At 69.1% G+C, this 13842-nt stretch carries 11 protein-coding genes and 1 pseudogene; 3 read left to right on the top strand and 9 right to left on the bottom strand.

The genetic code is table 11. The annotated features are described in order from the left end of the window. The gene (locus NL1_RS21175) at positions 1 to 1359 is read right to left on the bottom strand and encodes a dipeptidase (protein ID WP_067841959.1); all 1359 of its coding nucleotides are present in this window, start codon (positions 1357 to 1359) and stop codon (positions 1 to 3) included. A 579-nt stretch (positions 1360 to 1938) separates the two neighbouring features. On the opposite strand from NL1_RS21175, the gene gad reads away from it, so the two are divergent. Further along, positions 1939 to 3339 carry a glutamate decarboxylase gene (gad, locus tag NL1_RS21170; RefSeq protein WP_067841957.1) on the top strand — a complete coding sequence of 467 codons (1401 nt, stop codon included), beginning with the start codon at positions 1939 to 1941 and terminating at the stop codon, positions 3337 to 3339. A gap of 75 nt (positions 3340 to 3414) precedes the next feature. On the opposite strand, the gene NL1_RS21165 is transcribed toward gad, so the two are convergent. From NL1_RS21165 to NL1_RS21155, 3 genes are all read right to left on the bottom strand, one after another. Continuing rightward, positions 3415 to 4116, bottom strand: a complete 702-nt coding sequence (locus NL1_RS21165; protein ID WP_067841955.1) for a DUF2334 domain-containing protein — start codon at positions 4114 to 4116, stop codon at positions 3415 to 3417. 123 nt (positions 4117 to 4239) lie between these two features. Then, on the bottom strand, positions 4240 to 6462 hold the full coding sequence (locus NL1_RS21160) for a S9 family peptidase (RefSeq protein ID WP_067842060.1): 2223 nt from the start codon (positions 6460 to 6462) through the stop codon (positions 4240 to 4242). A gap of 10 nt (positions 6463 to 6472) precedes the next feature. Then, positions 6473 to 6880, bottom strand: a complete 408-nt coding sequence (locus tag NL1_RS21155) for a MerR family transcriptional regulator (RefSeq protein WP_067841953.1) — start codon at positions 6878 to 6880, stop codon at positions 6473 to 6475. A 66-nt stretch (positions 6881 to 6946) separates the two neighbouring features. Here NL1_RS21155 and NL1_RS21150 point away from each other — a divergent pair, with 66 nt between their 5' ends. Beyond that, the gene (locus NL1_RS21150) at positions 6947 to 8035 is read left to right on the top strand and encodes an alkene reductase (RefSeq protein ID WP_067841951.1); all 1089 of its coding nucleotides are present in this window, start codon (positions 6947 to 6949) and stop codon (positions 8033 to 8035) included. 48 nt (positions 8036 to 8083) lie between these two features. Here the strand turns inward: NL1_RS21150 and NL1_RS21145 are convergent, their stop codons facing one another. From NL1_RS21145 to NL1_RS21125, 5 genes are all read right to left on the bottom strand, one after another. Continuing rightward, a complete protein-coding gene (locus tag NL1_RS21145) occupies positions 8084 to 9043 on the bottom strand; it encodes an alpha/beta hydrolase (protein ID WP_067841949.1) in 960 nt (319 codons plus the stop codon). Positions 9044 to 9177: 134 nt separating this feature from the next. Then, entirely contained in the window at positions 9178 to 9621 is a 444-nt protein-coding gene (locus tag NL1_RS21140) for an HIT family protein (RefSeq protein ID WP_067841947.1), read from the bottom strand. Positions 9622 to 9854: 233 nt separating this feature from the next. Then, complete coding sequence (gene purB, locus NL1_RS21135) at positions 9855 to 11276, bottom strand: adenylosuccinate lyase (RefSeq protein ID WP_067841945.1); 1422 nt, start codon at positions 11274 to 11276, stop codon at positions 9855 to 9857. 6 nt (positions 11277 to 11282) lie between these two features. After that, positions 11283 to 11921, bottom strand: a complete 639-nt coding sequence (locus NL1_RS21130) for a TetR/AcrR family transcriptional regulator (RefSeq protein WP_067841943.1) — start codon at positions 11919 to 11921, stop codon at positions 11283 to 11285. Between the two features lie 129 nt (positions 11922 to 12050). Further along, positions 12051 to 13220 (bottom strand): pyridoxal phosphate-dependent aminotransferase, encoded by a 1170-nt coding sequence (locus NL1_RS21125; protein ID WP_218024465.1) that lies wholly within the window; start codon positions 13218 to 13220, stop codon positions 12051 to 12053. A gap of 128 nt (positions 13221 to 13348) precedes the next feature. Here NL1_RS21125 and NL1_RS21120 point away from each other — a divergent pair. After that, positions 13349 to 13842, top strand: a pseudogene (locus NL1_RS21120) (M23 family metallopeptidase); the annotation flags it as partial.

Here is a 13842-nt window from a genome sequence, read left to right as displayed (position 1 = left end):
TCAGTGGGTGTAGGTGGTGAGGAAGAGGGCCTCGGTCAGGGCCATGTGTTCGATTTCGGAGGGGTCCACGCTTTCGTTGGGGGCGTGGATCAGGCACTTCGGTTCCTCGACGCCGATCAGCATGATCTCCGCGTCGGGGTAGGTGTCGGCGAAGACATTGCACAGCGGGATCGAGCCGCCCTGGCCTTGGGTGGTGGTCGGCCTGCCGTAGGAGGCGGTGAGGGCCGCGTCCATGGCCGCGCGGGCGGGGCCGCCGCTGGCGGAGCGGAACGGCGCTCCCATGCTCTCCAGCTCGATGGTGAGCTTCGCGTGCAGCGGGGTGTTCGCCTCCAGGTGCGCGACAAGGGCACGATGCGCCTCCTCAGGCACGATGCCCGGCGGGATGCGCAGGTTCAGCCGGGCGCGGGCCGCGGGCTGGATCGCCGCGGAGGAACCGACCACCCGCGGTGCGTCGATGCCGAGCACGGTGAGAGTCGGCCGGGCCCAGAGCATTTCGGCGACCGTGCCACTGCCCGAGAGATCCACCCCGCCGAGCACACCGGCGTCCATGCGGAAGCGGTCGGGATCGTATTGCACACCGTCCCAGGACTGTTGGTTGTCCAGCCCGGCCACGGTGGTGTTGCCCTCGGCGTCGCGCAGCGTGGCGAGCATGTGGATCAGGGTGGCGAGCGCGTCCGGCGCGGCGCCGCCGAACATGCCCGAATGCAGCGGCCCGGCCAGGGTTTCCACGGTGACCACCACATTCACGTTGCCGCGCAGCGTCTCGGTGAAGGTGGGCACGCCGACCGCGAAGTTGCCGCAGTCGCCGATCACGATGGCGTCTGCGCGCAACAGCTCCGGGTTGGCGACGACGAACTTCTCCAGCCCGCCGGTCCCCTGCTCCTCGGAACCCTCGGCGACCAGCGTGACCCCCACGGGTAGCTCGGATCCGATGGCGCGCAAGGCCGTCAGGTGCATGACGATATTGCCTTTGCAATCCGCAGCGCCGCGCCCGTACCAGCGGCCGTCCTTCTCGGTGAGCTCCCAGACCGGCGTGCGCCACGCCGCCTCGTCCAGCGGCGGCTGCACGTCGTAGTGGCAGTACAGCAGCACCGTCGGCGCTCCGGGCGGCGCGGGACGCGAGGCGATGACGGCCTTGCTGCCGTCCGGCGTCTCGTGCAACCCGACCTTGGTCAGCCCGGCCGCGGCGAATGCGTCGGCCACCCACTGCGCGGCGCGCTCGCACTCCTCCGCGGGGAACTGCCGGGGATCGGCCACCGACTTGAACGAAACCAGTTGGGCGAGATCGCGTTCGGCCTGCGCCATCAGTCCCGCGACGCGCGAGCGCAGGTCGGCGGTATGCGGATCGTCGGAAGTCATGGGCAGCTCACTTCGTCGTGTCGTCCAGCTCGAATTCACACCTCGTCGAGGTGGGTGCCGAGCCGGTCCGCACGGCGCTGGCCGATTCGACGGCGATCACCGTATCGCGCCCGCTACGCACCGGGCGGTTGCCGGGGCCGGGCGCGCCGGGCGCCTCGCTCGATCCGGGCTGGAGGTGCGGCGCCTTCGGCCCTGGCAGACGACGACTTCTCCTCGCCGGAGCTGTCCCGCGATGATTTCGACGCCGGGATGGGCGAGCTCCGTGCTGCGGTCGAGCAGTAGCCGGTCGACTGCGACCGCAGCGAGCATGCAGACGGTCACCAAGAATCTTCGCGAAACTCCTGGTCAGCACACATCCGTGCGAACACCGCGCGCCCTCCGTGCCAGCACGGATATCCGAGACGGCGATCCGGGACAGCGCGGCGCTCGAAGCCCTGCACCGGAACATCGCGCACCAGTAGCCGCTCAGCATCCGTCTTTGTCGCCTCGAATTGGCCGCTTGTACAAGCAATTCATTGCAGAATGAGGTCGGCAACCGATCCGTGGCAATCGATGAGCAGCCTTGCTGGGAGGCCCCTGATGCCCGCTGCACCGGACTTCGACGATCTGTTCGCACTGCCCGCAATCGACCACCCCGCGCCCAAAGAGCGTTTCCCCGCGAAGGAGACGATCCCGCAGGTCGCCTACCAGATCGTGCACGACGAACTGCTGCTCGACGGCGTCTCGCGAATGAACCTCGCTACCTTCTGCACCACCTGGGTCGATGATCAGGCGCGCAGGCTGATGAACGAGTCGCTGGACAAGAACATCGTCGACAAGGACGAATATCCGCAGACCGCGGAGTTGGAGCGCCGCTGCACGAGCATGCTCGCCGATCTCTGGCACGCCCCGGATCCCCCGACCACACTCGGCACCTCCACCACCGGGTCCAGTGAGGCCGCGATGCTGGGCGGGCTCGCCGCCAAGTTCCGCTGGCGCAAGCGCGGCGGCACGGGCACGCCGAACTTCGTGTGCGGACCCGTGCAGGTCTGCTGGGAGAAGTTCGCCCGCTACTTCGACGTCGAGATCCGCCAGGTGCCGCTGCGCGGCAACCGGCTCACCATGCACCCCGACGACGTGGCCGCGCACTGCGACGCGAACACCATCATGGTGGTCTCCAACTTCGGACAGACCTACACGGGATTGTTCGAGGACGTCGCGGGCATCGCGCGGGCGCTCGACGACCTGCAGTCCAGCAACGGCCTGGACATCCCGCTGCACGTGGACGCGGCCAGCGGCGGCTTCCTCGCCCCGTTCACCGCGCCCGACCTGGTGTGGGACTTCCGCCTGGAACGGGTGAAATCGATCAATTCCTCCGGCCACAAGACCGGCCTCGCTCCGCTCGGCGCGGGCTGGGCCATCTGGCGCACGGCCGACGATCTGCCCGAGGAGCTGATCTTCGACGTCGACTATCTCGGCGGCAGCATGGCCACCTTCAACCTGAACTTCTCCCGTCCGGGCGGCCAGGTGATCACGCAGTACTACGACTTCATCCGGCTCGGCAGGCTCGGCTACACCCGGTTGCAGGAGGCGATCTACCGGGTCGCGGGTCATCTGGCAGACGGGCTGACCAAGTTCGACGGATTCGAGCTGATCCACGACGGCGACCCGAATCGTGGCATCGCCGCGGTGTGCTGGCGACTCACCGGCTCACCGGGCTTCAATCTCTACGACCTGTCCGATCGGCTGCGCACCCGCGGCTGGCTGATCGCCGCGTATCCGCTGCCGCCCGACCGCGGCTCGGAGACGGTCATGCGCGCGGTCGTCCGGCACGGCTTCACCCACGACATGGTCGATCTGCTGCTCGCCGACCTCGATCGCTGTGTGCGGCAGCTGGCCAGCCATCCGATGAAGGTCTCGCTCACCAGGGCCGAGGCGGGCGGGTTCACCCACACCGCGAAGCCGAGGACGCCCAGCGCGAAACCTCCGCACGCGGGATGAGCCTCGGGCGGAAGTACGCCCGCCGCCCTCGATCGCCATTCCCCGGCGGCGGACGTACCTCCCCCCGCGACCGTGTCAGGCCGCGCGCATCAGGCTGAACGGCTCCCAGCGGTACACATCGCTCGCCGCGCCGTGGAACAGCGCCAGATCCACCGCGTCCAGCATCGCCTGGCGCGGACCCGAACGCTGCAACTGCGCCGCCGAGACCGCCAAGCGCAGCACGCCGCCGCGCCGCGCGGTGCGGGCCGCGCCCATCACCAGGGCCCGGCACCACCACGGCTCGGCGCGGAAACCCTCGCCGATGCCGTACACGCGCGCCTTCTGCGCCGCGTTGCGCTCCAGGTCGAGGATCGAGGTCAGGCCGAGCGCCACCCGGAAGCCCGTCTCCGGCAGCGCCGCGATGGCGCCCGCCGAGGCGTCCCAGCGTGGCGCGGCGAACAGCCGGGTGCGCAGTTCCACCTGCTCCAGTACACGGTCGGCCGCGGTGAGCCGGAGCTTGGCTTCGTGCTTGGGCAGTGTGGAGAACTCCGCCCTGCGGCGCTTGGTCGCCGCCTGGTCGTAACCGTGCAGCACGATGGCGTCGCCGCGTGCCCGTCTGCCGCGCAGCCACGCCTGCGTGGCCGGGTCGTCGACCAGCCGGTACTTGCCCTTCAACCGCGGCGCCACCAGCAGCGACAACCGCACGGCGCGACGATCCATCTCGGCGGCGAATTCGATCGCGGCGTCTCGAGTGGTGTCCCGAATCCCCGACACGGACACGATCAGCTCAGCGTTCATGAACCAACGGTGCCGGACGCAAGTGTCATCGACGTGCAGCGAGCGTGACCACAGAACGAACACTGACCGCACTCGCGGTCGGCGGCCTGCCACCTCCGATCGACAGGCCGCCCGGAGGTACGCCTACTTGTCGGCCAGCCCGACCGTGTCGAGCACCCAGGCGTGCTCGAAGGCCACTTCCTTCCACTTCTCGTAGCGGCCGCTGACGCCGCCGTGGCCCGCACTCATCTCGGTCTTGAGCAGCAGCTGTGCGTCGCCGGTCTTGGTGGCGCGCAGCTTGGCCACCCACTTGGCGGGCTCGACGTAGAGCACCCTGGTGTCGTTCAGGCTGGTGACGGCCAGGATCGCCGGGTAGTTCTTGGCCTCGACGTTCTCGTACGGCGAATAGGACTTCATGTACGCGTAGACGTCCTTGTCCGCCAACGGATTACCCCACTCGTCCCACTCGATGACGGTGAGCGGCAGCGACGGGTCGAGGATCGAGGTCAGCGGATCCACGAACGGCACGTTGGCGAGAATGCCGCGGAACTGCTCCGGCGCCAGGTTCGCCACGGCGCCGACCAGCAGCCCGCCCGCGCTGCCGCCGTCGGCGATCATCCGGTCGGCAGCGGTCACGCCGGTGTCGATCAGGTGCCGCCCGCACGCCACGAAGTCGGTGAAGGTGTTCTTCTTGGTGAGCGTCTTGCCGTTCTCGTACCAGAGCCTGCCCATCTCGCCGCCGCCGCGCACGTGCGCCACCGCGAACACCATGCCGCGGTCCAGCAGCGAGAGCCGCGCCACCGAGAAGGACGGATCCATGCTGGCCTCGTAGGAGCCGTAGCCGTAGAGCAGCAGCGGCTTCGGCTCGCCCTCGGCCGTCGCGCCCTTCTTCCACACCAGCGAGATCGGGATCCGGGTGCCGTCCGCGGCGACCGCCCAATCCCGGTGCTGCTCATAGTCGTTCGCGTCGTAGCCGCCGAGCACCGGCTGCTCCTTGCGCAGCAGCAGCGCGCCGGTGGCCGGCACGTAGTCGAACACCTGCATCGGGGTGATGAACGAGGTCAGGCCGATACGCAGGGTGGGCTGGGCCCACTCCGGGTTGGCGCCGGAGCCGACCGCGAAGAGTTCGAGATCGAATTCGAGTTCGCGCCGTTCGCCGTAGCCGGACTCGGTGAGCGGCCAGACCGCCACCCTGGTCAGCGCCTCGCGCCGGTAGGAGAGCACCAGGTGATCGGCGAACGCGTCGACGTCCTCGAGCCGAACGTCGTCACGGTGGCCGATGAGCAGCGTCAGGTTCGACGGATCGGCGACCGGTGCCTCGGCGAGCACGAAGTTCTCCGCCTTCACGCCGTCCACCACGTCGTTGTGCAGGATCAGGAAGCGGTCCTCGCCACCGATCACGGCATGCTCGGCCGAGTATTCGACGCCCTCGCGCCGCGGCATGATGATCCGGAATTCGCCCTCGGGGTCGTCGGATTCGAGCACCCAGCCCTCGGTGGTGATCTTGGAGCCGACCCAGATCATCAGGTACTTCTCCGAGCGGGTCGAGCCGATACTCACCCAGTAGCGCTCGTCGGGCTCGTGGAAGACCTTCACGTCGGCCTCGGGCGCCGCGCCGAGCCGGTGCCGCCACACGGTGTCGGGGCGCCAGGACTCGTCCACCGTCTGATAGAAAACGTGGCTGCCGTCCAGCGACCAGGTCGCGCCCGGCGCGGTGCCCGCGATCTCGTCGGCGAGCGACTCACCGTTGCGCAGGTCCTTGAAACGCAGGGTGTAGCGCTCGTCACCGACGGTGTCGATCGAGTAGGCGAGCAGGTTGCCGTCGTGGCTCACCGAGAACGCGCCGAGCGCGAAGTAGGCGTGGCCCGCGGCCAGCTCGTTGCTGTCCAGCAGCACCTGTTCGCCGGGGATCTCGCTGTCGGCCTCGAGCTGCGGCGGGGTCCACGCGTCGATGCCCTCGGCGGTGCCGATGGCGGCGTCCGCGGTGCGCTCCGTGGTTACGCCCGCTGCCGCCTCCACGCCCGTCGCTCCCGCCGCGGCATCGATCGGGCAGCGGCAGTGCACGCCGTACTGTTTGCCCTCGTAGCTGCGCGAGTAGTACCAGAACTGGCCCATCCGGGTGGGCACCGAGAGGTCCGTCTCCTGGGTGCGCGACTTGATCTCCTCGAAGATCTTCTCGCGCAGACCCTGCAGGTGCGCCGTCTGCGCCTCGGTGTAGGCGTTCTCCGCCTGGAGGTGGGAGACGACCTCGGGATCCTCCTTGTCCCGGAGCCACTCGTACTCGTCGACGAAGACGTCGCCGTGATGCACCCGCTCGGTCGGCACCGTCTTGGCGATCGGAGCCGTCACCACACTTTCGACAGACATGCGGTCCACCCTACTTGCGGGTCGTCGAATCCTCGGCGCGATGGAACTCCGGCGGCGGCGCCTCGCCGCCCGCGGCGCGGATGACGCCGTCGAGCACCTCGCAGGTGCTGTGCAGATCGCGTAGCGCCCGGTCGATCCTTGCCCGCTCCTCGGTCAGCTTCCGGACCAGGAACGGGGTCGCGGCGGCGTTGGGCGTGCCGTCCTCGTCATGGATGCACGGGAGCAGGTCGGCGATGGTGTCGCTGGTCAGCCCGGCCGCGAACATCTCCTGGATCCGGTGCACCCGGTCCACGGCCACCTCCGGGTATTCGCGCTGCCCTCCGGAGCTGCGGGCCGCGGCGAGCATGCCCTTGTCCTCGTAGTACCGCAGCGACCGGACGCTGACGCCGGTTCGCTCGGCCAGTTCCCCGATGCGCATTGTGTTCCACTCCTCGAACCCGTCGGCCTTGACCTGACATCAATGTCAGGTTCTAGCGTACGCTTCATGCAGCTCTTGACGCCCTACCGCAACCACGACCTGGCCCTGCCGAACCGGATCATCATGTCCCCGATGACCCGGCTGCGCTCGCTGCCGGACGGCTCCCCCACCCCCGATGTCGTCGACTACTACGCACAGCGCGCCGCCGCCGGATTGATCATCACCGAAGGCATCTGGCCGCATTCGACCGGCCAGAGCGAGGCGTGGTCACCCGGCTTGGAGACCGAAGCCCACGTCGACGCCTGGCGCCGCGTCACCACCGCGGTGCACGACAACGGCGGACGAATCTTCGCCCAGCTGATGCACGGCGGCCGCAAGAGCCATCCGCTGGGCCGCATCGACGGATCCTGGCCCGCGGGCCCCTCCGCGGTGATCGATCCGGATCGCGTGCACCTGATCGAGGGCGGCAAGGCCGATCCGATCACGCCGGGGGTGCTGAGCCGCGACGACATCACCGCGATCGTCGGCCAGTACGCCGCATCCGCCCGCAAGGCGATCGCCGCAGGTTTCGACGGCGTCGAAATCCACGGCGCCAACAGCTATCTGGTCCACCAGTTCCTCGCCGACAACACCAACCTGCGCACGGACGAATACGGCGGTTCGATCGACAACCGCATGCGCGCGCCGCTGGCCATCGTGGACGCGGTGGCCGCGGCGATCGGCTCGCGCCGCACCGCCATCCGACTCTCGCCCGGCAACCCGCAATTCAACATGCGCGAAGACGATCCGGCGCCGCTGTACCGCGAGCTGGTGGACGAGCTCGATCGTCGCGAGCTGGCCTACCTGCACCTCATCGACAACGACGACTATCCGGCGCTGGCCGATCTGCGACCGCGCTGGAGCGGCACGCTGATCGCGAACATCGGCGAGAACCGCGAGCCGACCGATGCCGAAGGCGCGGAAGCGGCGCTGCGCGACGGCCTCGCCGATCTCGTGTCGTTCGGGCGGGCCTTCATCGCCAATCCCGATCTGGTGGAAAGGATCTCGCGCGGCCTGCCGCTCGCTCCCGTTCGCGAGGAAGGGTTGTACGGGCGAGACGCGAAGGGCTACACCGACTATCCGGCGTGGTCGGAGAGCGAGTTGTCCCGGCTGTAGTCGTTCGATGCCCGGCGCGAGCGAACTCGCGCCGGGCGGTGCGCCGGATCAGGCGCCGATGGCTCGGCTCAGGGCGGGCCAAGAGGCGTGCAACATGTCCTGCCAATAGGACCAGGAGTGGGTGCCGACCGGGCTGTAATCGATGCGCGCCGGAATGGCCAGGCTGCGCAGCCGCCGCTCGAAGGCCACCACGCAGGTGTTGATGCCGACCTCCACCGGACCGCCGAGGAAGACGTTCTCGACCAGCTGCGGCTTGAGTTCTGCCTCGTGCGGACCGGGCACGCCGGTGCCGGTGGACAGGTAGATCGTCTTGCCGCGCAAGCGATCCGCCATGAGCGAGGGATCGTGCTCGGCCCAGGCCCGGCTGCCCGGCGCGCCCCACATGTTGACCGGGTTGCCGCCGCGGTTGGCGATGGAGAACATCACCCCGCCGGTGGCCAGACCGGTGTCCGGGCAGGCGCTGTAGCCGGCGATCGCGCGGTACAGGTGCGGGTGGCGGGCGGCCAGGATGAAGGCCGCGCTGCCGCCCATGGACAGGCCGCCGATCGCGTTGACGCCGTTGCCGTCGAAGTTCTCGTCGATCAGCGGCGGTAGTTCCCTGGTGAGGAAGGTTTCCCAGCGGTAGCGGCCGAAGTGCGGGTCGTCCTGCTGCCAGTCCGTGTAGTAGCTGGCCTGGCCGCCGACGGGCAACACCACATTGACGTTCTTGCCGCGGAAGAATGCCTCGGCGTCGGTCGCGTTGGTCCAGGTGCTCTGGCCGACACCGGGATCGAGGCCGTCCAGCAGGTAGTAGGCGGGCCGGGAGTCGCCGTGGGCCGGGTGCAGCACGTCGACCTGGACCGTGCGGCCCATCGCCGGGGAATCGACGAACATCGAGGACCGGGTCGGGCTCCGGTCATCGATGCGCACGATCTGCGCGGCCGCCGCCCGCGCCGGTTCGACCACCACCGGCCCGATCATCGCCATCGAAAAGGCCAGCACCGCAACAGCAACTCGAGGACGCCGCACGTCTCACCCTCCCTCACCGCATGGGAATGGCATTCAACGTAACCCACTCGATGGACTCGCGGAGGAGATTCGAAATCCCGGCTTCTCTATAGCAAACTGCCCAGTACGTAAGGGCTTTCACGCCTGCCCGGCGGTCACAGACCCCCGGCGTGCTCCGTCCGCGCCAGCGCCCCGCGAATGGATCCGGCCAGATAGTCCAGGTCAGCGCGGCGCGGACTGGTCGGCCGCCCGCGCAGCCCGAACCCGTCGCCCGGGGTCCGCGGGATGACGTGCAGGTGCACGTGGAACACCTCCTGGCCCGCCGTCACACCGTCGGCGAGAAAGAAGTTGACTCCGTCACACCCCACTTCGCTCTCCCGCAACGCCCCCGCCAACCGCTGCCCCACCTGAAACAGCTTCCCGCCGACCGCAGGATCCAGCTCCGCCAGACAACGCGCCGCCACCCTCGGCACCACCAGCAGATGCCCCGGCGTCATCGGCCGGATATCCATGAACGCGACCACGTCGTCGTCCTCGTACACCTTGGAAGCCGGCGCCCGCCCGGCAATGATGTCGTCGAAAATCGTGTACGGATCCACACCGCACCCTAACCGCCCCGCGGCAGCCGCCGAGCCGACGCATCCCGCTCGATAGGCACGCCGCCCCGCGCAATCAATTCGATGTACCGCGGTGATGTCTGCTCGTAGGCTCGAGCGGCCCCGGGCACTAGCCGGGGAAGTGGACGCAGGTCCTGGCCGGACGACCAGCACCTGCGTTCCGCGTGAACCCGGCTCTTCACCGGACGGTGGGCAGCCGGGTTTCGCGTGTACCGCTAGAGGATCGGGGACGGGGTGTAGCGGGCGGCTTCGGGGTAGGCGTCGACCAGTTTCTGGACCTGGGCGATGACGTCGGCGGCTTGGGCGCCCGCGGCGCCGATGAAGGCGGACTTGTCGGCGAGGGCGGCGTCGAGGGCCGGGCGGTCGAGGGGGAGGCGGTGATCGGCGGCGAGGCGGTCCAGCAGGTCGGGCTCGCGGCCCTGTTCGCGCATGGCGAGGGCGACGGCGACGGCGTGCTCCTTGATGACCTCGTGCGCGGTCTCCCGGCCGACACCCGCGCGGACCGCGGCCATCAGGATGCGGGTGGTGGCGAGGAACGGCAGGTAGCGATCCAGCTCGCGGGAGATCACCGCGGGGTACGCGCCGAATTCGGCGAGCACGGTGAGGAAGGTCTCCATCATGCCGTCGATGGCGAAGAACGCGTCCGGCAGCGCGACACGGCGCACCACGGAACAGAACACGTCGCCTTCGTTCCACTGCGCGCCCGCCAGCTCTGCGGCCATCGAGGCATAACCGCGCAGCACCACCTGCAAGCCGTTGACCCGCTCGCACGAACGCGTGTTCATCTTGTGCGGCATGGCCGAGCTGCCCACCTGCCCGGGCTGGAAGCCCTCGGTGACCAGCTCGTGTCCCGCCATCAGCCGGATCGTGTGCGCGAACGAGGACGGGCCCGCGCCCACCTGCACCAGCGTGGAGAGCACGTCGTGGTCGAGCGAGCGCGGGTACACCTGACCCACGCTGGTGAACACGGTCGCGAACCCGAGGTGCCTCGCCACCTGCTGTTCCAGCGTGGCCAGCTTGGCCGGGTCGCCGCCGAGCAGGTCGAGCATGTCCTGCGCGGTGCCCATCGGGCCCTTGATGCCGCGCAGCGGATAGCGGTCGATGAGTTCGCGCAGCCTGGTCAGCGCGATCAGCAGTTCGTCGGCGGCCGAGGCGAAGCGCTTGCCGAGGGTGGTGGCCTGCGCCGCCACGTTGTGCGAGCGGCCCGCCATGACCACGGTCTGGTACTCGGCCGCGCGCTCGGCCAGCCGCGCCGCGATGGCCACGCCGTGCGCGTGCACGTGCTCGAGCGAGAGCCGGATCTGCAGCTGCTCGACGTTCTCGGTGAGGTCGCGGCTGGTCATGCCCTTGTGCACGTGCTCGTGCCCGGCCAGCGCGTTGAATTCCTCGATGCGCGCCTTCACGTCGTGCCGGGTGACCCGCTCGCGCTCGGCGATGGACGCGAGGTCGACGTGGTCGATCACGCGCTCGTAGTCGGCGATCACCCCGGCCGGGATGTCGATGCCGAGCTCGGACTGTGCCCGCAGCACCTCCAGCCACAGCCGCCGTTCCAGCACGATCTTGTGCTCGGGCGACCACAGGTGCACCAGTCCGGGACTGGCGTAACGGGTGGCGAGGACATTCGGGACGAGACTCACGTCTGGTCAGTCTAGTGCTCGGAACCTGTCCGCTTGCTGCGGCGTCGCCGGGGCGACGATATCGATCACCTCGAGCAGCGCGCCGCGCGCCATCCGCCGGGGTTCCGGGTTGCTTTCGCTCAGTGCCGCGACCACCGCGCCGTCCACCACCGCGACCAGCCTGCGCAGCTGTTCGGGCCGCACCAGCCGGTCCGAACGCCGCAGCACGTCGGCGAGCAGCTCGTCGAGCTGGGCGCGCAGGCGTAGCTGGACCTCACGTAGCTCGGGGTGTCGCGCCGAGGCCACCGAGCGCTCGTAGCGGGCGATCAGCTGACCCCGCGCGCCCTCGTCGTGCCGGTCGGTGCCGACCAGCAGATCCAGCACCAGGTCGACGGTCGCCTCGGCACCGCGGCGGCGGTGACTCACCTCGCCGACCCTGCGGCGCATCGCGTCCAGCTCCGCGTTCCCGCTGAACTCGACCGCGCGGGCGATCAGGTCCTCCAGGGACTCGAAGTAGTACGTGGTCGAGGCGAGCGGTAGGTCCGCGCGCGTGGCAACCGAGCGATGCCGCACCGCATCGAATCCGCCTTCGAGTAACAACTCGGCGGCGGCCGCTACCAGAGCCTGGCGACGCCGTTCGCCTTTCGGGGTCGTCGCGGTTATCACCGTGCCATCGTGCCAGTCGTCATCAGTTCATCCGTGCGAAATCGGTAGTCGAAACCCAGCAATCGTTGTTTTACCTCATCTGGGCGTTGCTGGTGCCGAACTGTGGAAACTTGTTGTCGGACATACCGTTCAAGCGCGCAGATAGTAGCCGAGCCGCAGCAGCGCCGCCTCGATGTCCGCGGTGGCGCCCGCAAACGAGAAGCGAACGGTGCGGCGTCCGGCCACGGTGTCGAAGTCGATGCCGGGCGCCAGCGCAACCCCGGTGTGCTCGAGCACCTCGGCACACCACGTGCGCGAATCGTCGGTGAGGTGGCCGATATCGGCGTAAGCGTAGAAGGCGCCGTCGGCGGGCGCGAGATCGGTGATCCCGAGTTTCGGCAGCCCGTCGAGCAGCAGCCGCCGGTTGACCGCGTAGCGCTGGACGTGACCGTCCAGCTCGGTCTTGGCCTCCGAGCCGAAAGCGTGCAGCGCCGCGTACTGGGACACGGCGGGCGGGCACACCGTCATGTTCGAGGCCAGTCGTTGCAGCGCGGGCCGCAACCGGCTCGGCGCCAGCATCCAGCCGAGGCGCCAGCCGGTCATGGAGAAGTACTTGGATACCGAGCCGATAACCACGGATTCGCGCGAGGTCTCCCACGCGGAGGAGGTCCGCGCGTCCGAGCCCGCGGTCTCGTAGGTGATGCCGTGATAGATCTCATCGGAGATCAGCAGGGTCCCGTGCGCGTCGCACCATCGGGCCAGCGCCGCGAGCTCGGCGGGCGCGATCATGGTTCCGGTGGGATTGGCCGGGCTGGCGACCACCAGACCGGCGGGCGGCTCGGGCAACGCGTCGAGCATGGCGACGGTCGGCTGGAACCGGGTGTCGGGGCCGCAGTCCAATTCGACCACCCGGCAACCGAGCGCGGTGAGGGTGTTGCGGTACGCCGGATAGCCGGGCCTGGCCACCACCACGGTGTCGCCCGCGTCGAAGGCCGCAAGGAAGATGAGGGTGAACGCGCCGGACGAGCCGGTCGTCACCACCACCTCGTCGGGGTCGACGTCGTAGCCGTAGGTGTCCCTGTGATGCTCCGCGATCGCCTCGCGCAGCTGAAGGATGCCGAAAGTCTCTGTGTAGCCGAGCAATTCGGAGTCGATCGCGGCCTTGGTCGCGCGCAGCACCGGGGCGGGTGCGGGCGTCGACGGCTGACCGGCCGCGAGGACGAGCACGTCGCCGTGGGTTCGGGCGCGCTCCGCGGCGGCTTTCCAGACATCCATCACGTAGAAAGGTGGAATGGTCGACCGGCGAGATTCTCCAGACACCCGACAGACGGTAGACCCTCGCGCGCGCAGGCATGTCGGCAACGCTCGGCTTTCGCCGAAGAGCTTTCCCTGCCGACATGCGCTCGCATCCGCGCGTCCCGCTCGCGCGCACGGCTAAGGTCGGCGTAATGCTTGACAAGGCTCGCCGCGCGGGGCTCGAGCGGGTACGCGGAGTGGGTGGCATCGGCGTCATTCCGCCGAATTGGCGTGCCAGGATGCGGGAATCGTCCGGCTACCACCCGCGCGACCTGCTGCGCCGCGCCCGCGCGGAGTTCGGCGAGCTACGCCGTCGCCCCCGTCCCGACCTGCGGGAGCTGTGGAGCGAGCAGAAACAGCAGGACTACCGCGCGCTGCTCCGCAAGCATCGCGTGCTCATCGCAGGGCTGATCGCGACGCTGCTGCTGGCAGGCGCCGACGCACCGTTCCACTGGGGATTCAGCGAACGCAATCCCGGCCCGAACGAAGCGCTGCGGGTGTTCTTCGCCCACCCGCAGGAAATGCAGTCGACTCCACCCTCGGTACGCCGCTACCTCAACGCCATCGCCAACGGCGAACGCCGTCGCGAGCAAGCCGTGGTCGCCGCCGCGGCACGGGCGACGCTGGAGCGCGCGAAGGCCGAGGC

The organism is Nocardia lijiangensis NBRC 108240 (assembly GCF_001613045.1).
Classification (GTDB): Bacteria; Actinomycetota; Actinomycetes; order Mycobacteriales; family Mycobacteriaceae; genus Nocardia; species Nocardia lijiangensis.
The sequence above is the reverse complement of the archived record's forward strand: the minus strand, read 5'-3'. Positions and strand labels throughout refer to the sequence as shown.